At 65.8% G+C, this 18,746-nt stretch carries 19 protein-coding genes and 1 tRNA gene; 4 read left to right on the top strand and 16 right to left on the bottom strand.

Going from position 1 to position 18,746, the window contains the following annotated elements:
• Complete coding sequence (gene hisN, locus E3T24_RS14060) at nucleotides 1-843, bottom strand: histidinol-phosphatase (protein ID WP_134365122.1); 843 nt, start codon at nucleotides 841-843, stop codon at nucleotides 1-3.
• Between the two features lie 124 nt (nucleotides 844-967).
• Between hisN and E3T24_RS14055 the strand changes: the two genes are divergently transcribed.
• The 3 genes from E3T24_RS14055 (at nucleotide 968) to E3T24_RS14045 (ending at nucleotide 2,685) form a co-directional block, all read left to right on the top strand.
• Nucleotides 968-1,043: transfer RNA gene (locus E3T24_RS14055), tRNA-Lys, on the top strand.
• A 203-nt stretch (nucleotides 1,044-1,246) separates the two neighbouring features.
• Nucleotides 1,247-1,453 carry a helix-turn-helix domain-containing protein gene (locus E3T24_RS14050; RefSeq protein WP_134434758.1) on the top strand — a complete coding sequence of 69 codons (207 nt, stop codon included), beginning with the start codon at nucleotides 1,247-1,249 and terminating at the stop codon, nucleotides 1,451-1,453.
• Nucleotides 1,450-2,685 carry a tyrosine-type recombinase/integrase gene (locus E3T24_RS14045; protein WP_134434757.1) on the top strand — a complete coding sequence of 412 codons (1,236 nt, stop codon included), beginning with the start codon at nucleotides 1,450-1,452 and terminating at the stop codon, nucleotides 2,683-2,685. The genes E3T24_RS14050 and E3T24_RS14045 overlap by 4 nt, the downstream gene beginning before the upstream one ends.
• Nucleotides 2,686-2,699: 14 nt before the next feature.
• On the opposite strand, the gene E3T24_RS14040 is transcribed toward E3T24_RS14045, so the two are convergent.
• The 8 genes from E3T24_RS14040 to E3T24_RS14005 all read right to left on the bottom strand — a co-directional run bounded on the left by E3T24_RS14040 (nucleotide 2,700) and on the right by E3T24_RS14005 (nucleotide 9,960).
• Nucleotides 2,700-3,692, bottom strand: coding sequence for a nucleotidyl transferase AbiEii/AbiGii toxin family protein (locus E3T24_RS14040; protein WP_134434756.1), 993 nt, complete (start codon nucleotides 3,690-3,692; stop codon nucleotides 2,700-2,702).
• A complete protein-coding gene (locus tag E3T24_RS14035) occupies nucleotides 3,689-4,393 on the bottom strand; it encodes a hypothetical protein (protein ID WP_134434755.1) in 705 nt (234 codons plus the stop codon). Before E3T24_RS14035 ends, E3T24_RS14040 begins: the two co-directional genes overlap by 4 nt.
• A gap of 182 nt (nucleotides 4,394-4,575) precedes the next feature.
• Nucleotides 4,576-5,088, bottom strand: coding sequence for a hypothetical protein (locus E3T24_RS14030; protein ID WP_134434763.1), 513 nt, complete (start codon nucleotides 5,086-5,088; stop codon nucleotides 4,576-4,578).
• Nucleotides 5,089-5,172: 84 nt separating this feature from the next.
• Complete coding sequence (locus E3T24_RS14025; protein ID WP_134434754.1) at nucleotides 5,173-5,604, bottom strand: single-stranded DNA-binding protein; 432 nt, start codon at nucleotides 5,602-5,604, stop codon at nucleotides 5,173-5,175.
• Nucleotides 5,605-5,670: 66 nt separating this feature from the next.
• Entirely contained in the window at nucleotides 5,671-7,443 is a 1,773-nt protein-coding gene (locus E3T24_RS14020; RefSeq protein WP_134434753.1) for a type IV secretory system conjugative DNA transfer family protein, read from the bottom strand.
• Nucleotides 7,440-8,018 (bottom strand): hypothetical protein, encoded by a 579-nt coding sequence (locus E3T24_RS14015; protein ID WP_134434752.1) that lies wholly within the window; start codon nucleotides 8,016-8,018, stop codon nucleotides 7,440-7,442. Before E3T24_RS14015 ends, E3T24_RS14020 begins: the two co-directional genes overlap by 4 nt.
• A complete protein-coding gene (locus E3T24_RS14010; protein ID WP_134434751.1) occupies nucleotides 8,015-9,508 on the bottom strand; it encodes an ATP-binding protein in 1,494 nt (497 codons plus the stop codon). Before E3T24_RS14010 ends, E3T24_RS14015 begins: the two co-directional genes overlap by 4 nt.
• Nucleotides 9,505-9,960: a hypothetical protein gene (locus tag E3T24_RS14005; RefSeq protein WP_134434750.1), complete on the bottom strand. Its 456-nt coding sequence runs from the start codon at nucleotides 9,958-9,960 to the stop codon at nucleotides 9,505-9,507. Before E3T24_RS14005 ends, E3T24_RS14010 begins: the two co-directional genes overlap by 4 nt.
• 532 nt (nucleotides 9,961-10,492) lie before the next feature.
• Between E3T24_RS14005 and E3T24_RS18070 the strand changes: the two genes are divergently transcribed.
• A complete protein-coding gene (locus E3T24_RS18070) occupies nucleotides 10,493-11,137 on the top strand; it encodes a CHAT domain-containing protein (protein ID WP_241978710.1) in 645 nt (214 codons plus the stop codon).
• A 354-nt stretch (nucleotides 11,138-11,491) separates the two neighbouring features.
• Here the strand turns inward: E3T24_RS18070 and E3T24_RS13995 are convergent, their stop codons facing one another.
• The 7 genes from E3T24_RS13995 to E3T24_RS13965 form a co-directional block, all read right to left on the bottom strand.
• Nucleotides 11,492-12,457, bottom strand: coding sequence for a hypothetical protein (locus tag E3T24_RS13995; protein ID WP_134434749.1), 966 nt, complete (start codon nucleotides 12,455-12,457; stop codon nucleotides 11,492-11,494).
• Nucleotides 12,441-12,980, bottom strand: a complete 540-nt coding sequence (locus tag E3T24_RS13990) for a hypothetical protein (protein WP_134434748.1) — start codon at nucleotides 12,978-12,980, stop codon at nucleotides 12,441-12,443. The genes E3T24_RS13995 and E3T24_RS13990 overlap by 17 nt, the downstream gene beginning before the upstream one ends.
• Before the next feature lie 221 nt (nucleotides 12,981-13,201).
• Nucleotides 13,202-14,668 carry an SCO6880 family protein gene (locus tag E3T24_RS13985; RefSeq protein WP_134434747.1) on the bottom strand — a complete coding sequence of 489 codons (1,467 nt, stop codon included), beginning with the start codon at nucleotides 14,666-14,668 and terminating at the stop codon, nucleotides 13,202-13,204.
• Nucleotides 14,669-14,671: 3 nt separating this feature from the next.
• The gene (locus E3T24_RS13980; protein ID WP_134434746.1) at nucleotides 14,672-15,988 is read right to left on the bottom strand and encodes a conjugal transfer protein TrbL; all 1,317 of its coding nucleotides are present in this window, start codon (nucleotides 15,986-15,988) and stop codon (nucleotides 14,672-14,674) included.
• 30 nt (nucleotides 15,989-16,018) lie between these two features.
• Nucleotides 16,019-16,288, bottom strand: a complete 270-nt coding sequence (locus E3T24_RS13975; protein ID WP_134434745.1) for a DUF6112 family protein — start codon at nucleotides 16,286-16,288, stop codon at nucleotides 16,019-16,021.
• A 648-nt stretch (nucleotides 16,289-16,936) separates the two neighbouring features.
• Nucleotides 16,937-17,518, bottom strand: coding sequence for a hypothetical protein (locus E3T24_RS13970; RefSeq protein WP_134434744.1), 582 nt, complete (start codon nucleotides 17,516-17,518; stop codon nucleotides 16,937-16,939).
• Between the two features lie 46 nt (nucleotides 17,519-17,564).
• A complete protein-coding gene (locus tag E3T24_RS13965; RefSeq protein ID WP_134434743.1) occupies nucleotides 17,565-18,539 on the bottom strand; it encodes a hypothetical protein in 975 nt (324 codons plus the stop codon).
• Between the last annotated feature and the right edge of the window lie 207 nt (nucleotides 18,540-18,746).

The following is an 18,746-nucleotide window of genomic DNA, read 5'->3' as shown; positions in this document are numbered from 1 at the left end:
CTAGATGGCCGGTTCGGCCGTGGTACCGCCAGCGACTGCGTTTCGGAGCGCTCGCAGGGTCGCCTCGTGCAGGAGGCCGTTGGTGGCCAGCGCGCTGCCGTGCCACGGGCCGGGGCGGCCGTCGGCCGACGTGAAGCGGCCGCCGGCCTCCTGCACGATCGGGGCCAGGGCTGCCATGTCGTAGGGCTGCAGGTCGTACTCGGCGGCGATGTCGATCAGGCCTTCGGCGAGGAGCATGTAGGACCACATGTCGCCGTAGGCCCGGGTGCGCCAGACCTGCCGGGTCAGCGCGACCAGCGCATCGAGGTGACCGGCGACATCCCACTGTTGGATGCTGTTATAGCTGAGGGAGGCGTCCGCGAGTTCGGTCACGCCGGAGACCTGCAGGCGCACGGGCGCGGCCCCGGGCGTGCGTTCGTCGGTCATCCAGGCGCCGCCTCCGGTGCGTGCCCACCAGCGTTTGCCGAGCGCAGGGGCGCTCACCATGCCGAGCATGGGGACGCCGTCGATGGCGAGGGAGATCAGCGTGCCCCAGACCGGGATCCCGCGCATGAAGCCTGCCGTCCCGTCGATGGGGTCGATGATCCACTGCCGGATGGTCGAGCCCTCGGTGCCGAACTCCTCGCCCAGGATGCCGTCGGTCGGGCGCCGCTCGGCCAGGTGGGTGCGGATGGCGCGCTCGACCGCCTGGTCGGCATCCGTCACGGGCGTGCGGTCGGGTTTGGTGCTCACCACGAGGTCCATCGCGTGGAACCGGTCGCGCGAAATCGCATCGGCCAGATCGGCGAGTTCGGCCGCAAGGACAAGGTCATCGTCGAGGGAGTAGATCAGAGGCTCGGTCACGCTCCCCAGCCTAGTTATTCTGGCGCGACACACCGGGTCGCGGCTCGATTCGCATGGATCGCGTCAGGATGTTAGTCTCTTTCGAGTCGGTTCGGGATAGCTCGAACGGATAAAAAAGAAATACGCACCTCTAGCTCAATTGGCAGAGCAACTGACTCTTAATCAGTGGGTTCCCGGTTCAAGTCCGGGGGGGTGCACCAGTCAATGGGCCTGAGCCCCGTAGTTACCTAACAACTACGGGGCTCAGGTGTTTTCACATATACCCTCAGCGGCACTCAAGTCGTCAGAAACTCGTCAAAAACCCCCACGGGCCCGCAGTCCGCGGGCCTCGTCACCCGGTTGTTTCGGGGTGTTCCCCGTTGACCTCCGGGTGGTGCCGGGAGTCCGTTCCTACCTACGAGGTATGAACGAGCCTCGCCCCTTCGCAGAGCTGCCGAGCCGCCTTGAGCGACTGCTTACGGTGCAGCAGCTTTCGGACTACCTCGGCGTGCCGGTCAAGACGCTCTACGAGTGGCGCACGCAGAAGGTCGGTCCGCGCGCGGTCAAGGTGGGGCGTGCGCTGCGCTACCCCGAGAGTCACGTGATCGACTGGCTGGAGGAGCAGTCGTGAGCCGCCCCGTTCAGCCGCTGGGCACCTATGGGTCGATTTCGGTGAGAAAGCTCGGGTCAAAGTATGCGGCCACCACGCGCTACCGCGACATGGACGGCGACTACCTCCGCATCCAGGCCACGGCAACCAGCGAGACAAAGGCCACGAATGCGCTCAAAGCGAAGATCGCCGAGCAAGCGGACACAGCGGGCGATAGTGACCTGGATCGCAACACCAGCCTGCGCGACCTCGCGAGCTACTGGCTGGAGGAGGTTCGCGTTACCGGACGGCAGGCTCCGCAGACGCTCGATGCCTACGAGCGCAGTCTGGAGGTGGTCGTGCTCCCGGCGCTCGGTCAGTTGCGGCTACGGGAGCTGACTGTCGGCCGCGTCGATCGGTTCCTGAAGGCACTGGCACCCCAACACCCATCGCGCGCCCGTCGGGCCAAGATCGTGCTCGCGCTGGTCTTTGATCTCGCCGTGCGGCACGACGCGGTAGGCAAGAACCCGGTGCGCGATACCGCGCCCGTTCCGCGCGGACGCAAGGAGATTCGCAGTCTCGACCACGCCGAACTTGCGCGGCTGCGCGACGCCGTGGCGAAGTGGCGCACGGGCGAGAAGGTGCACGGTCCCAAGCCCGACGGTCAGCTCGCCGACGTCATCGAAACGATCCTTGGCACCTCTGCGCGCATCGGCGAAGCGCTGGCGATCCGCAAGTGCGACGTCGACATGACCGTCTCGCCACCGGAGGTCACGATCAGCGGAACACTTGTGCAGCGCAGGGGGCACAGTCTGTACCGGCAGCCTCAGGTCAAGCACTCGAAGGACTGGCGAATCATTGCCGTGCCGAGCTACACGGCCCAAGCCATTCGCTCACGGCTCGCGATGCTCGGCAACGTGCCCGACGATCACCCGATCTTCAGCACCCGCAACGGCACCTTTATCTCCCCAAACAACCTGCGCCGCCAGCTTCGCGCTGTGCTCGCGTCAGCGGGGCTGGCGGAGGACCTCGACCTGAGCGACATTACCCCGCACACATTCCGCAAGACCGTAGCCACGACGATCGACCAAGCAGCCTCCATAGACCTCGCCGCAGAACTGCTCGGCCACGCTTCGAAGGAGGTCACCGAGACCTACTATGTTCAGCCCACGAAGCGGGTTAACCCGGTCACGGCGGAGATCCTCGAACGATTAGCTCCCGACGGCGGCGGGTCGACGCTCGGCAGCGCTGAGCTGGACGGCGATGGCGTGTGAGGGCCTGGGGATGCTCAGACGTCGAGTAAATTTGCGTCGGCGTGCACCTGAGCGAGCACGTCATCGAAGGTCGGTGGTTGCTCGGTGCCGTAGTAGAGGTCGCGCATGGCGGCATCGTGTTCTGCCTGGAGGCGCTCGGCGAGTGGCGAGGCGGCATCGAAGGCGGGCGATGCAGCGAACCCGCCCTCGGGCAGGGGCAGATCGGGCTTGCCGAACGCGGCGGAGACCTCGCGGGCGCTGTTGAGGATCTCGGCCACGAGGCTCCTGTCGGCGAACAGGTCGCGCACGACGGGCGTGAGTAGCAGAGCGTGGATATCGTAGAGCTGGCGTCCGATGCGCGGCCAGCCGTGGGGGCCCGTGGTTGCGTCGGGCTCGCCGGCGAAGTTATTGACGCGCAGCAGCTTCTCCAGCAGAGTGCGGCCAGGGTGCAGGATCGGGACGTCGAAGGATGCCAGGTCGTCCCACGTGCTGGTGTCGAAGCGCGCGGCGTCGAGTTCTCGGCTGAGCAGCGACGTCACCGGGTGGTTGGCGTGCGGGTTCGGCCCGCCGGACTGCCCCAGCTCGACGAGGATCGCGGCGGGGTCGGCGATCGCGCCCGGCGTGCCGCGGTGTTCCAGCGGCGGATTCAGGTAGCCCGCGCGATGGAACGTGCCGGAGTTGCCGCCCGCGGTGACGTCCGACGGTTCCGCGCCGGTGGCTGCAGCAGCACTGGCGAGGATGTTACGTAGCGCGCGTTGCTCGGCGTTCTTCGACGGGTACTGGCCGATGACGAGCAGGTCGAGGTCTTCGGAGAATCGGCGGATGATCCGCAGCTTCTCCAGACTTGTACCGCCCTTAAAAACGATCTCGTCGGGGTGCGCGGTTGTGATCGAGCGCAGCGCCTCGCAGACCCAGTAGTCCTTCTCTACGGCGAGCGGCTGCACCCCGAGGCGTTCCGCGGCAGCGAGGATCGTGTCGCGGAACACCTCCGGATCGTCATCCCGCCACAGTGCCGCCTCTTCGTTCATACGAACGCCAGCGTCGCCAGCGCGGCGGATTCGGTGCGGCGGTCGGCGGCGGGCACCCGGTCGGCAAGGTCCGACCGGCCCGCGGCGGTCAGCAGCGCCCTGAGCCGTGCGCGCGTCTGCCCCGGCTCCGTCGTGGCAGCATCCGCGAGCCGCTCTGCGCGTACGATGCCGGAGCGCAGCAGCTCGGTGAGCTGCCGGGTAGCCTGCGCGAGCTCTACCTCGACCAGGGCAGGCCAGTCATCGAGCACTTCGAGCATGGCAACCTCAGTCGGGGTCAGGCGCGTCGCGGCCCGTCCGGTGCGGGCAGCGCGGGAGACGAACATGACGGCACCGGCATCCGAGGGTGCACGGTCGGGAACGGCGATCTGCGCACGCCGGGGAACCTGCGTCGACAGTCGAAGCGCATTCGCCGCGGACAGGCCCGCTGGCCCGACGCCAGCGCCGGGCGTGAGAGCCTCGACCAGGCGTTCCGGGGAAGGCGGTGCCATCCCGAGCGGGGTCTTCGTTCCGCGCCAGTACAGGCCGCGGCGGATGCGCCGGAGTTCGCCTCGGTCTTCCAAGTCACCGAGCAGGTGGTGCACGGTCGACGGGCCGAGCTGGAGGTCGGAGGGCTTCCAGAACCGATCGCGCGAGGCAAGCACGGCCTGCCGCGCGCGCGCCGCACCCTGACGGTCACGATGGGGTGCAAGTGCAGTCGTCACGTCGACCCTCCCTTCTGGTAACACGATACGAGATCCTGCGGTAATCCAGTTTACATAGCGATACGGGAAACTGCACTAATTGTCGTAGTGTTCGGCAAGAAGCGCAATGATTCTGGCTTGTGATGGTATCCCAGTCTCGCGCTACGGACGATCGAAGGTCACGTCCACACGAACGCTACGGTCTAGTGATCCACGGCGAGCTGCGCGTAGAAGGCGTCCTCTGCTGCGCGACGTCGAGCGATGTCGTCACGGACGAACTGCACGAAGTCCTCGTCCCGGTCGGTGATCGCCGATTCCTCGACAGTCGGGGCGGGGTCTTCGCCGGGCCACGCGGCCTGCCGCGTTGGCCGGTCGCTGTCGAGGCGGGTGCCGCAGGCGGCGACCCAGTCGTGCAGTCGTTGCTTGGCGTCAGCGAAGTCGCGGTGCCAGCCGATCGGGGCCGAACCGTGCTGCTTCGGCTCGTACGCGCTCAGCCAGTGTTGGCGCAACGCCGACAGCTCCCAGATGAGTTCGGGATGCCGGTGCCACAGCGGCGGGATGACGCCCACGCTGAGTCCGTAGGTGTGCCGCAGCCAGTTGATCCAGGCGTTCAGCTCCAGCCATTCGACCTGTGCCTCCTCGGCGGTGAGCAGGTTCCAGTTGATTGGTCGAGGGGGCTCCGGGGTGTGCGCATCGTCTTCGCCGGGTGCGGCCATCGGCTCGGGTTCATCGGCCGGCGGCGGCTCGAAGTCGAAGCCGGGGATGGAGAGCGTGTTGTCGTCGAGTGGCATCGCCGGACCTCACAGCGTGATTGGGCGGATCGGCTTCGCCGCCGCGGCGTCCGGGGCGGTTTGCTCGATCCCCGCGCCCTGACCGCGGCTGCGGTCGACGGCGTAGATCGACCGGGCCGTATCATGTCCGAGGCGCTTGGCGACGAACTCCTCACCGGTGATGGTTTGTCCATCGCGCTCGTAGCTGTACGGGTGCACGTAGCCCTCGGCGACGAAATTGTCACCCTTGGCGAGCTGCGCGAATGCCCGCTCCGCACTCCGGCGGTACATCACGAGGTCGTGAAACGTTGTCTCCTGCTGCGTGAAGCTGCCGTCGGGATTGCGCTCGAAATGCTCTTGGCCGATACGCACGTGCAGACGTGCTTCGCCGTTGGCATTGAACGAGAGTTGTGGATCAGTGGCGATGAATCCCGAGAGGGATTGTTGGGTGTGGATCGCCATCAGAGATGCTCCTTAGTCTGGTCAGGTGACCCAAATGGGTCTCGGCTTGCTAGAGAGGTGCGCGCGTCATCCCCGGCGAAGCAGCCTCTCGACCCCAGCCCGTTGCGCGCTCAGCTCGGCGGCGTCGGGGCGCGCAGTCCACTCGCGCATCCGGGTCACGATGGGCGGAGCGGAGCGCAGCAGCACGAGCGCCGTGCCGTACGGCAGGGTGCGGATGACGTCGGGCGGCATGATCGGCACGCGCCGCGTCGAGCGCTGATTCGAGCGCAACCCGCGCTCGCCGATGGTCACCGAGTCGGTGGTTTCATCACGGTCGCCGATGAGGGTGGAGAGATCCTGAAGGTCGCGGGAACCGGATGCGCCGCCGAGCACGATCTTGGCGATGCTGGCATCCCAAATAGCTGTCGCCGCATTCTCTCCCCAGCGTTCGCGTGCCTGAGCCATTGATTGCAAGACGGGCATCACCGTCAGTCCGGTGCCCCCTCCCTCGGCCATGAGTATCGGGAGTGAGGGCAGGGGTGCGAGGTTGCCGATCTCATCGAGCGCGAGCAGCACCGGCGGGTCGAGTCGCGCGCCGGGTGAGCGCGCGGCGAGACGGCGCGCGGTTTCCACGAGGTCTTCGACGAATGCGGCGACGAGCGCCGATGATGCACCGGCACCGGCACCCGTTGCCAGCAGGTAGAGCGTGCCCGAGTCATGGAGAAATGCCTCTGGATCGAACTGCTCGTCCTCGCTCGGACTGACTGCTTCGAGTACTCGCGGGTCGGCGAGCGCTGCCAGAGCCAACGAGACCCCCTGCCAGATCGAGTCGCGCGTACGTGGGTCGGAGTGGAGCATCGCGTCGAGCGACTCCGCCCAGCCGGTCGCCGCACCGGAGGAGGCGGACAGGATGGCGACGGCATCCGCTGCCGCCGCGGGATCGAGCGTCCAGCGAAACAGCTCGGCGGGTGGCCTGCCGTCGAGGGCGGCCGCGTGCAGCAGTGCTTGGAGCGCTGTGCGGGTCTTGCCCTCCCAGAAGCCGCCGTTCTCCACTGCGGGGCCGGAGATCCCGGTGCCCGCGGCGAGCCCGGTGGCACGGATCATCGCCGTGAGCGGCAGTTCGCACCCACGCACCGGATTCCAGCGCAGACCGGCAGGCACGCCCTCGGCGAGCCGCTGCGGGTCGAAGACGGCGACCGGCCCGCGCCGCGAACGTGCGCGGAGCGTGGCAGTGAGGTTGTCGGGGCGCGTCGAGGTAGTCACGACAGCACCGGGGGCGTCGAGGATGCTGTTGATGACGATGTGCGTACCCTTGCCAGAACGTGGCGGCCCGATGAGCAGGATGGAGTCCTCCACCGAGGTCCAGACCCGCTTCCCCCGGGCGGTGCCGATCAGATAGCCGACGTCCTCGGGCCGGGGCTTGTCGAGCGAGGGACGAAGGATGCCTGCGCGGGTGAGCAGGGCACGATCCGAGGCGGAGCGCACGATGTCGCCGGTCTCGGCGATGCCGACGATCTTGTTCGGGTCGGCTTTCGAGCGACGACCCAGCTCGTGGACGAATCGCCAGAGAAACCATCCGGCGACTCCGGCACCCGCGACCATCACGCCGGCGGTCAGCCAGTAGGCCACGGGATGAAGGGTCTCCGAGTCGAGTGCCGAGCCGGGGTCGTCGGCGTGGAAGACGACGCCGAACCCGGCCTCAAGGCCCGCCGTCGGCTGTGCCACTCCCGTCAGGAACGCCGCCACGTTGCCCGCGAGCCGCAGTACCCCGGCGAGCACCATCGCACCGATCAGTGCGCCGAGCGCGAGGTTTGTCAGCTCGTCGCCGAACGACCCCGATCGCGTCGACGCGCTGCTCACGTCGGCTGCCCGACGATGCAGGTGCCTGACATGCGCCCGAGCAGGACAACCTCGCGGGTGGGGCTGAGGTCGAGTAGTCCCGGCTCGATCAGCGATCGGGCGGAGCCTTCGCTCTGCGCGTCAGTGTGGCGGATGATGATCGCCACCGCGACCTGCTCGCCGGGGATGAATCCCTCGTCGCCGTGCACGGCCAGCAAATGCGCAGAAATGCCCGCGCTCGGTTCAGCCGTCACCGGCGCCGGTTCCTCGCCTGGCTCCGTCGCCAGGGTGCCCAGGATCGGCTGCGTCACGATGTCGGTGTAGACGCTGCCATCCTGCTCGTTGATGACCACACGGACGGGCGAATGGTGCTGCTCGATCACCTGGCTGATGACCTGCGCGAACGAGTGGCGCTGCCACCGCGGAGCGAAGGTCGGCGCGTCGAGCTGCTGCCCATCCACGGCGACGCTGAGCGTTGCGTCCGGCTGGACGGTCATCACGATGATCGGAAGCACCGGGGGTACTTGTATTGGCGGCGCAGCCTCGGTCTCGCTGCTGGAGAGGGGCTTGCGTCGCTTCGTCAGTGTGCTGCTCATCGCACGCCTCCTGTCATCCGGCTGGTCGTGTCGAATGCCGCCAACTCGGCGGGATGGAGCTGGTGCTGCACGACGAAGCTTCTGTCCTTGATGCGCCAGAGCCCCTGTCCGGTGCCGAGCCCCGGCAGTAGCCCTTGCTCGGTGCCGGTCAGCCCCAGCGCGCTCGCCGTTGCGCCGAGCTGGTCGGACTCTTGGCGGTAGATGATCCTGGTCTCCGCGTTGGCGAGCAGCGACGACGCGAGCGCGCGCATCGCAGAACCCTGATCGCCCACGTTGTCGAGGTCGCTGAGCTTGTGGAAGATCAGCATGTTGGCGATGCCGAAGTGCCTCGCCAACCGCCACTGTGCATCCATTCGCCGAAGGAGCGCCGGGTGCGACATCAGGCGCCACGCCTCGTCATAGATCACCCACCGCTGACCGCCTTGCGGGTCGAGCAGCGCCGACTCCATCCACGCGGATGAGCAGGTCATCAGCACCGAGACGAGGGTCGAGTTCCCGGCGACGCGCGAAAGATCGAGGGAGATCATCGGCAGGGACGGGTCAAATTTCACCGTGCTCGGCCCGTCGAAGAGGCCCTGGAGGTCACCAGCGACGAGCCGCCGCAGCGCGTGACCGACGACACGACCGTCTTCTACGAGGCGGCCGTCGACATCGTTGTCGACGGCGGGCGAGAGGATGCGGTCGACGACCATCGGGAGGATCGGAACGTCGGACGATCGCACGGCGTCGGCGAGGGCAAGGTCGATTGCGGTGTGCTCCAGCGGTGTGAGCGGTCGATCGAGCACCGTCTCGGCGAGCGCGCCGATGAGGTCGCGTCGCCTCGATGTGACCTGGCTCAGCCATTCGGTGTCGCTGAGCCCCGAGGGGCGGTGGCCTTCATCCAGCGGGTTGAGGCGGTTCGGCATCCCGTGCCCGAGCACGATGGCCCGGCCGCCTACGGCTTCGGCGACGGCTGTGTGCTCGCCCTTGGGATCTCCGGGCACGTAGACGCGCCGGCCGAACGGGATGCTGCGGGTGTAGAGGCTCTTCGCCAGCGACGACTTCCCCGAGCCCACGATCCCGGCAAGCACGATGTTCGGCGCGGTGATGGCGCCCCTCGCATAGAGCACCCACGGGTCGTAGACGAAGGACGCCCCGGAGTAGAGATCTTGTCCGACGAAGACCCCTTGCGATCCCAGTCCGCCCTCGGCGAGGAACGGGTATGCGCCCGCGAGCGTCGCACTCGTGTCCTGGTGGCGCGGGAGGCGGAACTTGCCCGGCGTGCGCAAAGCGGCGGGGCGGGCCTCGCCCGCGCTCGGCAGGTAAGTCGTCGCGCGTTGCGCATCGCGCTCGGCTTCCCACCCGGCCCGGGCCTGTGCATGGTGCGCCTTGCGGTCGTCGGTAGCGATTCGCTGAGCCGCCTGTCGCCGTGCCCTTCGCACCGATCGACGCTCGTTCGCCGGGTCGAGCAGCACTGTCGTGTGGAGGCGCTCGCGCTCGTCGTCGTTCACAGCGACAGCCCCCGTCGTTCGGAGAGCGCACGATGTGCGAACCGGTCGCCGTCGCCGAAGAGAGCCCGCGGCGCTCGCTCGGGCGAGGTGCCTCGGCGGTCCGTCGCCGGTGCCCACGCGACGCGACCGGAATGCTGGGACGCCTGATCGACGGCTAGCTCGGCGCGACGCACGAGACTCGCCGCCCGCCGAAGCGCGTTCGCGGCGGCGAATGCCTCCTCTACGCCAGCCCAGTGGTCGCCGCTATCGGTGTGCGCCCTGGACTCATCCCAGGTGTGGGCAGTCGCGACCTGCTCCAGTACCTGTGCGAGCGACCGGAGACCGCCGAGCAGCTCGCCCATCACCGTGTACGTGTGCGCGGGATCATCGAACGTGCGTGAGGCGTGAGCCAATGCCCGCAGCACCTCGTGTGCTTCCGCGGCATCGGCCACAGGGTCGTGGAAGGTTGGCATCGGGGCTCCTGATGGTCGGAATTACCAAGGAGGTACGCCGGCGCTACCCGGCGTCACACGCCCTACGTCGGAGGCCCCGGGTAAGGTCGGGGTCAGTCACAGCAAAGGGGTCGGATGAGCGCGAGTATGTACCGCGGCCAACTTGAGCGGAAACGTAAGCAGCGTGTTGACGCCGACAAGAAGGCGGGCGAATACCGCAGCAAGGAATCCAAGAAGCGGGCTGAAGCAGGGGCCGCCCGCTCTGCGGCGTCAAAGTCCAAGAGCACGAGCACGGTGCAGACCAAGCTGCGGGACGCCGAAAGGCGTGAGTCCGAGGCCAGTCGCGGCCGGCAAAGAAGCGGGTCGCTGGCAATCGCGTGCTGCGGGATACGCGAAAGAGGAGGCTACGTTGGCAGGCAAACTCGTCAAGGCAGAGCTTTCAGAGGCGAACACGGCCGAACAACGTCGCAAACGAGACCAGCAGCAGGTCGACCGGCAGGCAGCCGTAGCGCGTGCTTCGGTCGAGCGGCGCCTTGTCCACACTGAGCAAGCCGTGACTCAGGCAATCCGTGAGCTGCGCCCGCCCAAGCCGGAAACGCTTCGCGTGCTGATCCTGGGCGCCTCCTCCGAGGGAGACCTCCGCGTCGGGCGTGAACAGAAGCGCATCCGTGCCGCCGTCGAGTCCGCGCTGCATCGCGACCGAATCGCGCTGGACGTACGCCCGGCCGCCACGACCGCAGACCTCCTGGACGGCATCACGAAGTTCCGCCCACACGTCGTGCACTTCTCCGGGCACAGCAATGATGATCTCATCGTCTTCGAGGACGAGCGCGATGAGCCTCACGAAGGCGTAATCGTGACCGCGCGAGCATTCGCCGCCGCGATCCGCGCCACTGACGACCCGCCGTTGCTCGTGCTGCTCAACTCGTGCAGGTCGGCCGGCCAGGTCGACGCGCTCGTTCAGGACGTTGTGCCGTTCGCAATCGGCATGGCAGACGAGATCGACGACGGCGATGCGATCAGCTACGCGGCGCAGTTCTACGCTGCGGTCGCCAACGGCCAGTCGATCCACTCCGCGCATCTATCCGGCCAGGCGGCGCTACAACTCGCCGGGCTCGACGGAGCCGATCTGCCCACCCTCGCGTGGTCTGAGGGTGTCGACCCCGCTGCAACGATGCTTGTTCGCCCAGCGGAGTAACAGCGAGGTCTACTCGGCGTAAGCCGATTCGGCAAGTTCTTCGTCGATGCTCGCCGCGAGCGCAGCCTCGGCCTCGCCTCGCTCGACGTCGGCAGTCGTAGTGGGGGTCCCGCCACGACCATCGAGGTCGAGGTGCGCCCACGGCGTCGGGTTCGCCGCTTGGCCGAGATGAGGGCCGCGTTCGGGGTAGCAACGCCTCAGGCGCTCTCCTTGGTCACGTTGAACCCCACAGCAGTATTCCCCCGGCGTCGGCGGCGAATAGTCGCTTGGCGGCCCACACAGCGGCCCAGCGCTAGGAAATGTCCTTGGTGCTGGGCCGCTTGACGTTTCGGCGCTCGCCTCAACGGAGAAACTTTAGGCGCTAGGTTCGTTCGATGTGACGGAGATCGCTCGGAAGGTGATCGACTTCCCGCCGCCCGCAAACTCTCTGACCTGTGGTTTCGCGATGATAGTGATTTCCTCGCTCAAGTGGAACTGGGTCACGTCGACGCCCTGCAGATCTGTCGTATCCACCGTGACGATGTGGTCGCCGCCTAGGTCGATTTGCCAAGCGCGAGCGGTGCTCAAAGTGATTAGACGTCCACGTAGTGTCTCGGTCTCGGCATCGAGCTCCCGTGCGACAACCAAGCGCTTCACCTGTATCGCGTCCGCCTTGGTGAAAGTCGCCCGTTCCGTTGCCCGATCTGGTTCGCGCCATTCCAAGTCCACGTCGAAGGAAGCCTGCTCGACTCCCTTTGCGAACTCACGAATAGCGGTTGCCAGGCGTGGTCCACCGGCCGTTACCTTACTTACGAACGGTGAATCGTCCGCATCTGGGCCAATCGAATGTGCCGTGCGCACGAGCTCGAGTGCATCGACCACGCATTCATCGACGAACTGCCGTCGGTTCTGATCGTAGAGGGCCACTCCTTCGGCTCCGATGAGCTCAGCTTCCGGCAGCATCTCCGGCCCGATCTCGAACACTACGCTCCCCGGCAGCGGATTCATCAATAGCCGAAGCTGTGTCGAAGCGATCAGCGCTCCGCTCAGCTGCCCTCGGTTGGTCTTGATGCCTTCCTTCGCTGCACCAGCCGCAGTAACCAGCCGCTGCAGGTTGAGGAGGATCTGGCCGGCCGCGTCGAGACGAGCCTGGTGATCTTGAACGTTCACGCCGAAGATTCGAATCGAGCCGGTGCTTCGCACCAAACGAGCCTGGTGAGTGCTGCCCCACAGGCCCTCGATGCTCATTCTGTTCAGGTCCTCGGGAGTCTCCCACTTTGGTGCCGCGCTCGCCGCAAGTTGGTTGAAGAGCTCATCGGCAGCATCACTCAGCGAAGCCATCGATTACCACCTCCAAATACCCTCGTCGCGGCAGGCTATCGAGCCGTGCCGGCGTGCCACCCGCCTCGGTGAGAGGCGTCCTGCGCCGTTGCCACCAATCGTCCCAATGTCCTCGGTCCCGGTAGTACTTCCAGTCCAGAGCATCTCCGAGATGCGGTTCTGGGATGGAACGCCACGATGCCGTGAAGGTGTCCAGATTCAACTCGAAGGGGGGCTTTTTAAGTAGGTTATTCGCAAACACACTCAAGATGTTGTTAGCAGCATCCCCCGACAGTTGGGCGCTTGCCACGTCGGCCGAATCCAGCCAATACAAGCAATCGAGATCCCCGGCCTGGACCTTGGTCGATGTGAAGCTTCCTCCCAGCCATACGGAAGCAACCGGGACAACGCGGCGGAGCACCTCTGTGGCTTTCGTCCAGTCGTCCCAGATGGCCGCTCTAGTAGTCGACGCAGCAAAATCAGGGTGATCGACGAACCTAGCTCGCACGTCATCGAGCGACGTTGCGTAGCGGCCGACTGCCATTGCGTTGGCTCCGGGGGAGGGCTCCGGGATCAAGCTTCAGCGCTCGCCGGTCGGATATGAGACATGAGGGGGATTCTATTGCGAGAAGCGCTCGCCGAACCATCCCCCAACGGGGGAGAGCATTATTACTTTGCTCGCTCAGCGAGCCCGGTTGGGCAAATGGAAAAGGAAGCCTTAATAAGAACCAGTGGCACCGACATTCATGTGCTCCCACGGATCGGTCACACGTCCCGGCAGAGCGGCAGAGCGGCCGCGGCGAACGCTTGGGCTTGTTGCCCGACCAGCCGCCGCGTCTCGCACGACGCCTGTATGGCGGCCTGTTCGATCGCTGCGACGGCGGCATCCAGTTCGTCGACGGTCGGAGCCGAGACGGCGATGAGCCCGGTGTAGCGGAGCACGCCGTGGCCGGCGGTGAGGTCGGATTCCTGCTGGAGCACATCCTGGTATTCGGCGGTGCGGGCAGCGTCTTCGATCTGCCCGATCTTGGCACGCTGCGCCGCGTCCGAGAGGAGCCCAACCTTCTTCTTGCGGATATCGCGCACCGCCAGGTCGGCGCGCACCGGTGTGCAGATCAGCGAGAACGTGCGTTTGACTCCCGAGGTCAGCAGCATGGGTGCGAGGAACCCTGGATAGACCTGCGAGCGCGGCCACTCAGAGATCCAGAGCACCGTGTGGTGCGCCGAGTCCGTCCGCATCTTGTCCCAGCTTTCGGTCACCGCGACCGGCCCCGCGGTGGCGAGCGACCGGCTGATCTCGGAGTGTCGTTCGAGGGCGGGCGCGGCGGCCGGATCGTAGGCCGAGCGGAGGATGACCGCGACTTCACCCGGTGAGAGCCAGCCGGTCGTCGTGAGGTCGGCGGCGCGCAGCGCGGTGACGAGCGTGGTCATCTCCTGCCGCAGCACCGAGGCGGCCCCGCGGAGACCGCCGCCCGAGGAGCGGATCTGTCGCGCCGCAGCGTGCATGTCGAGCGCGAGCGAGATCGTCGTCGCGTGACGCTCGCTGGTTGGCCCCGCGCGTTCGATCAGTTCGCGGTAGGTCGTCGCGGGCCAGGAGTCGTCGTCTTTGCCGTGCGTCGCCCACCACTCGGCGAGTCCGCTGCCGGAGTCGGGGAGGGTTCGCTCCGATACTTGGAGGCGGGCGATCCTGCCCGAGTGGCATGCGGTGGCGAGCACTCGTCCCCAGCCGGTGACTCGCCGTTGCTGTTCGCCGGGGTCGAGCAGCACGAAGGCGGGATGTGTGACGCCGAGGACGGCGGTGAGTGTCTGCGCGTGCGGATCGTGCACCATCGCTGCGCCGGTCTCTGGATCGACCCACTCGCGGAGTGCCGCCGCGTCACCCGGCAACGAGAGCGTGCCCACGGGCCGCGGTTTGATGACCCGATGCCGGAAGATCAGCTGGCCTGCCGTGCTGCGCCACGTCCAGCGGGCGACGATCGGCAGCCAGTCGACGAGCTTGCGGCCCCGCACCGAGACGGAGGCGAGCAGGAGGCAGGTGAGCCAGATTGGCGACGACCCAATGACAACCATTTGGCCGCCCGAGTAGATCGCGATCACAAACGTGATGATCCCGATGCCGAAGACGAGGAGTTGCGAGACCGACAGCCCGAGCAGAACGCCGCGCCGAGCCAGCCGGGAGAACTGCACCGATGAAAGCTGCTGGCCGTTCGTCGGGTCCTGATGAGTCGCCATGATCTACCCCTTTCGTGACCCGACGGGTGTGGGAGCGGGCGGTCGCTGCCGGATGGTGGAGGCCGGTGAGGGCGCAGGCGTCGGTGGAGCGGACTCTGCTTGCCCCATCGCAGCGCCGCCCACCGTTGCCCCCGTCTTCGGCCCGGCGGTGGCTGCGGCCTTGACGACCTGTGCGCCAACGACGGCGGCGGCGGCAGGGCCGGCGGCAGCCGCCCCCGCTCCTGCCGCTCCGCCCGATGCCGCAGCGCCGCTGCCCGAGGCGGCAGCTCCGCTTGCCGTTCCGCTGGCGGCCGGAGTCGCCGTGGCTGCCGCGTTCGGCGCGGGAGTAAGGCTGCCGCCCGAGCTGCCTTGCCCGTCGAGCACTGACTTCGCTGCGTTCGGCTGGGGTTTGACCGGGATCGGGATTGGCCGATTCATCGCCGATTTCGCCTCCTGCTCGCTCGACATCGCGTGGTACATGTCGAAGCCGATGAAGGAGATGAACTTGTAGGTCAGGTATGGGGCGAAGGCTGCGATGAACATGAGCACGATGCCCGAGATTGGATCGCTGATTGAGGCGAGGTCGAGGTCGATTGGGGCGCTGACCTGCTCGATGGCGACGAGGAAAATGACGACCAGCACGAGCTTCGAGAAGATCAGGGCGATGATGAAGGCGGCCCACCTGGCGAACCATCCTTTCGCCGCATCCCAGGTGAATCCGGCAAGCGCGATGGGTGCGAAGACGATCGCCACCAGTAGCAGCGCCTTGCGAATGAGTAGTGAGAACCACACGATCGCTGCGCCCGCGATGCCGAGGCCGGCGAGGAAGATCGTGACGATCGCGCCGACGCCGGGTGAGGCGATGTTGATGGTCGTGAGCCCGACAGCGAGCAGGGTGATTCGATCACCCATGCCCTCCATCGTGTTGCCGGTCGCCTGCACGACTCCGATGGCGAGCTGATCCGTCACTTCGAGCAGCGTCGCGGTGAGCGAGATCGCGATGAACGAGCCGAGTACCGACTTGGCGAGGCCAAGGCCCGCCCGTGAGAGTGCCATCGGGTCGCGGTTCACGAGGCCGGTGATGAGCTGGAGGCAGAAGAAGATGAGCATGACGAAGACCGCCACACCGAAGAGCACGTTGTACACGTCGATGTACTGCCCGCCCGTCACATCAACGAGTGTGGTCGTGTCGAACACACCCCAGACCGCCTCGAACATCCACCCAGCCGCCTGCCCCATCGCCTGCGCGAGCCAGTCGAACGGTGCTGACACGAGCGATGCGACGCCCTCGCCAACCGAGTCGCATACGGTCGCGATGACCGGCACGTCGCACACGCTCATCGGCTCTGCCGCCCAAGTATCGATGAGGCGTCAGACCGATTGGCCGACGGTCCAGAAGAAGTTCACGAGGGTCACGGATGCGCCGCAGACGATCGCCGCTCCACACGCCACGAGCACGCCGAGCTTGCCTCGTGATGCGAGGTGAGGGTTCGAGGAGTTCGCACCGTAACCCCAGACGACGGCCGCAATGATGAGCGCGAGCACTGCGAGGATGAGGCCCACGGTCATCGCTGCGCCGACGATGACGCGCAGTTGTTCGATGCCCGGCAGGCCGTCGGTGTTGGGGTCGATGTCAATCACTGGTGTGCTCCTTTGACAGGCAGAAGAAGAACCTGCTTGGAAGGTGCGCACGCCGTCCCGGCAATGTCGGGGGTCAGGGGTAGATTCACCACCATGCGAGGCGTGAAGTGTCTGACGAAGCGGCCCCCGATCGAGTCGCGGCTTGAAGCCGTGACGATTGCCGCACGGGTTCCGAAGGGGGCGGAGGCCGTTCAGTGCCCGTACTGCGGGTGGTGGCACGTCGTCGGCTACGGCTCGGCGCTGGAGCGCCCGTCGACGCCACGGAAGCGACGCTGACCCGGCGCGGGTTCTCGACCTCGCCCCAAACTAAGGCCTGTCTCCAAACGGCTTGAGCCAGGTTGTGATGGTCCGGAGCGCAACTCCGCCGCGGTAGGTGACGGCGAGTTTTTCGTGCACGGTTGGGAGCCCCCCTAGCAGCAGATGAAGGAGGTGTTTTCCACGGTGGTCGCCGTGGTTTGGCCGCTCGATCCGTCCGGTCTGTCCGACCTTCAACTGAGCAATGGATCCACTTGTGGATCCGACTACAACGGTCTTATCCAGCGTGTTCGCCTCGATGTGGACCCCGTTCAAGCAACCCTCGTCCGCGAAGACCTCGACAAACGCGCATCCGTCGGTGGGATCCGAGTGGTACAGAGTGCTCCCTAACGATCACTTAGCATCTGGGACGCGACCGTTGGTCGGTATCAAGCCTTTCGTGGCTATCGTGTTTGCCTTCTGCTCAGCATCTTCGTCTTGGCTGTCGACGATTCCTGTGAGTCCTGCTAGAAGAGCCGTAAGCCGGACTGCGCCGTGGGTGGTCAAAAGGAAACACGCTTCCAGCACCCACAAGCCGGGTTCAGCGCCAAATCCGACAATCATGACAGCAGAGATGACAGCGACGAAAGCACCGGTAAGCGAGCTCAGCACAACTGAGATCCAGTTCGCACGGAGCCGGTGGCTTCCCTTGCGTCTCAGTAGCCGGAAGCGATCGTTCTCGCTCCCCAGACCGAAGACCACAACAACGCCTGCGAAGCCGCCAACCATCGCGCTTACTCCGGCCACTCCCAGAGCCAGGGACATAAGAGTGTCTGAGGGGTCGGCGACTGGGGCGTCCGCAAGTGCTGCGGCGACGTTAAGTTCCGGGAACTTCTGAGATAACGCGTAGTGCCCGGCAACTAATCCGATAATGAGCGTGCTGACGAACAATGGGTAGTTCGCGAACCAGCCGCCGATTGCCCTGAGTGCTTTCATATCCGAGTCCTTCCGAGGAGGGCGATACTACGGGGCACTCCCGACATTAGTTCTTCTTGAAGGTGATGCTCGCCTGTCCATCCGTTCCAGCTGCCTGTAGTCCGATCGTGCTGCCGCCTCGGTTGAACTCCTGAATGGCTAGGCCTATGGCGTTGAGGATGACCTCATCAGAGGTGCGTTCGCCGTCCTTGGTATTGAACTTGACGTGCTTCGTGATGCGGTCCTCAAAGAGGTCGCGTTCGTCATCCCGAACAAGTCGACCCTGCGCGTCAAGATCAGCGAGCTTGACCTTGGCGCTGGTGCTGAACGCGTGGTCCACAACCCACCGCGCGCCAGTGCGCAGCGCGTCCCGCACGGACTGCGTGCCGCCTGAGCGATCGAGGGACCAGCGGAATACCAGTCTTGCGTCCTGCAATGCCTGATGTTGCGCGCTTCTGAAGGCGTCGCCCACAGGACCACCGCCGGTCGCAGGCAACTGCGCGCCTGCGTCGAGGTGGACTTCGAGCATCACCGCTCCCTGCGCATTGTCAATCTTGGAAAGAATAGCGGGATCGACAACCGGCACCAGTTCGAGCGAATATCCATTCACCACGAGGTCGAGCACCAGCGTCAACCAACGAGACAGGGTCTCAGGTCGAGTTCCTTGAACGGCAGGACTCATTACGGCCACGCGGCCGTTCGCCCCGAAGGGCACGATGAAGGTCGGCTCGGATACTCGGTCGTCGGGGTCGTCAAAATCCAACGGGGCAACATCACCATTCGCCACGTTCGACCTGTTCAGCTGCTCGGTAAGTGCACGGATGCGCTCGACCTGAAGGTTCGGGAGCGCAGGCCGCTTCGGGGAGACAGAACGACCGATGTAGTCGATCTCCAAAATCTTCCCGCTGCGGGACGCAAGATTCCAGTCGGCGAAGGCAATCAAGAGCCGTGACCAGAAGTCGTTCTCAATGTTGTGGCGCTTGTCGTTGTCGTCGATTAGGACTGTGTCGTAGAACCGTACGATTTTCTCAACCGTCGCCATGCGGGCCACCTTTCATCGGGCGATGATCATGGTATTCCGAAGTTCACAACAAACAGTCAGATAAGCGAGCCCGTCTACCGTGTCGCAACGCGACAGGATTTGCACCACCAGGCGCCGACTACGATCTTTCTCGGTTCGAGGCACGTTGGCGGACCATCCCAACCCGGAACGTCAAACTCGCCATCACCTACCGCGGCGGAGTCGCGC

Source organism: Cryobacterium sp. TmT2-59 (genome assembly GCF_004403545.1).
GTDB lineage: Bacteria > Actinomycetota > Actinomycetes > Actinomycetales > Microbacteriaceae > Cryobacterium > Cryobacterium shii.
This window is presented reverse-complemented; position numbering and strand designations above follow the sequence as displayed.

What these genes read in the sequence shown, in the direction of transcription:
- E3T24_RS14050 (WP_134434758.1), top strand. Translation starts at nt 1,247, where the DNA reads ATGAACGAGCCTCGCCCCTTCGCAGAGCTGCCGAGCCGCCTTGAGCGA.
- E3T24_RS14040 (WP_134434756.1), bottom strand. Translation starts at nt 3,692, where the DNA reads ATGAACGAAGAGGCGGCACTGTGGCGGGATGACGATCCGGAGGTGTTC.
- E3T24_RS14030 (WP_134434763.1), bottom strand. Translation starts at nt 5,088, where the DNA reads ATGGCCGCACCCGGCGAAGACGATGCGCACACCCCGGAGCCCCCTCGA.
- E3T24_RS14025 (WP_134434754.1), bottom strand. Translation starts at nt 5,604, where the DNA reads ATGGCGATCCACACCCAACAATCCCTCTCGGGATTCATCGCCACTGAT.
- E3T24_RS14015 (WP_134434752.1), bottom strand. Translation starts at nt 8,018, where the DNA reads ATGAGCAGCACACTGACGAAGCGACGCAAGCCCCTCTCCAGCAGCGAG.
- E3T24_RS14005 (WP_134434750.1), bottom strand. Translation starts at nt 9,960, where the DNA reads ATGCCAACCTTCCACGACCCTGTGGCCGATGCCGCGGAAGCACACGAG.
- E3T24_RS13995 (WP_134434749.1), bottom strand. Translation starts at nt 12,457, where the DNA reads ATGGCTTCGCTGAGTGATGCTGCCGATGAGCTCTTCAACCAACTTGCG.
- E3T24_RS13990 (WP_134434748.1), bottom strand. Translation starts at nt 12,980, where the DNA reads ATGGCAGTCGGCCGCTACGCAACGTCGCTCGATGACGTGCGAGCTAGG.
- E3T24_RS13985 (WP_134434747.1), bottom strand. Translation starts at nt 14,668, where the DNA reads ATGGCGACTCATCAGGACCCGACGAACGGCCAGCAGCTTTCATCGGTG.
- E3T24_RS13980 (WP_134434746.1), bottom strand. Translation starts at nt 15,988, where the DNA reads ATGAGCGTGTGCGACGTGCCGGTCATCGCGACCGTATGCGACTCGGTT.
- E3T24_RS13970 (WP_134434744.1), bottom strand. Translation starts at nt 17,518, where the DNA reads ATGAAAGCACTCAGGGCAATCGGCGGCTGGTTCGCGAACTACCCATTG.
- E3T24_RS13965 (WP_134434743.1), bottom strand. Translation starts at nt 18,539, where the DNA reads ATGGCGACGGTTGAGAAAATCGTACGGTTCTACGACACAGTCCTAATC.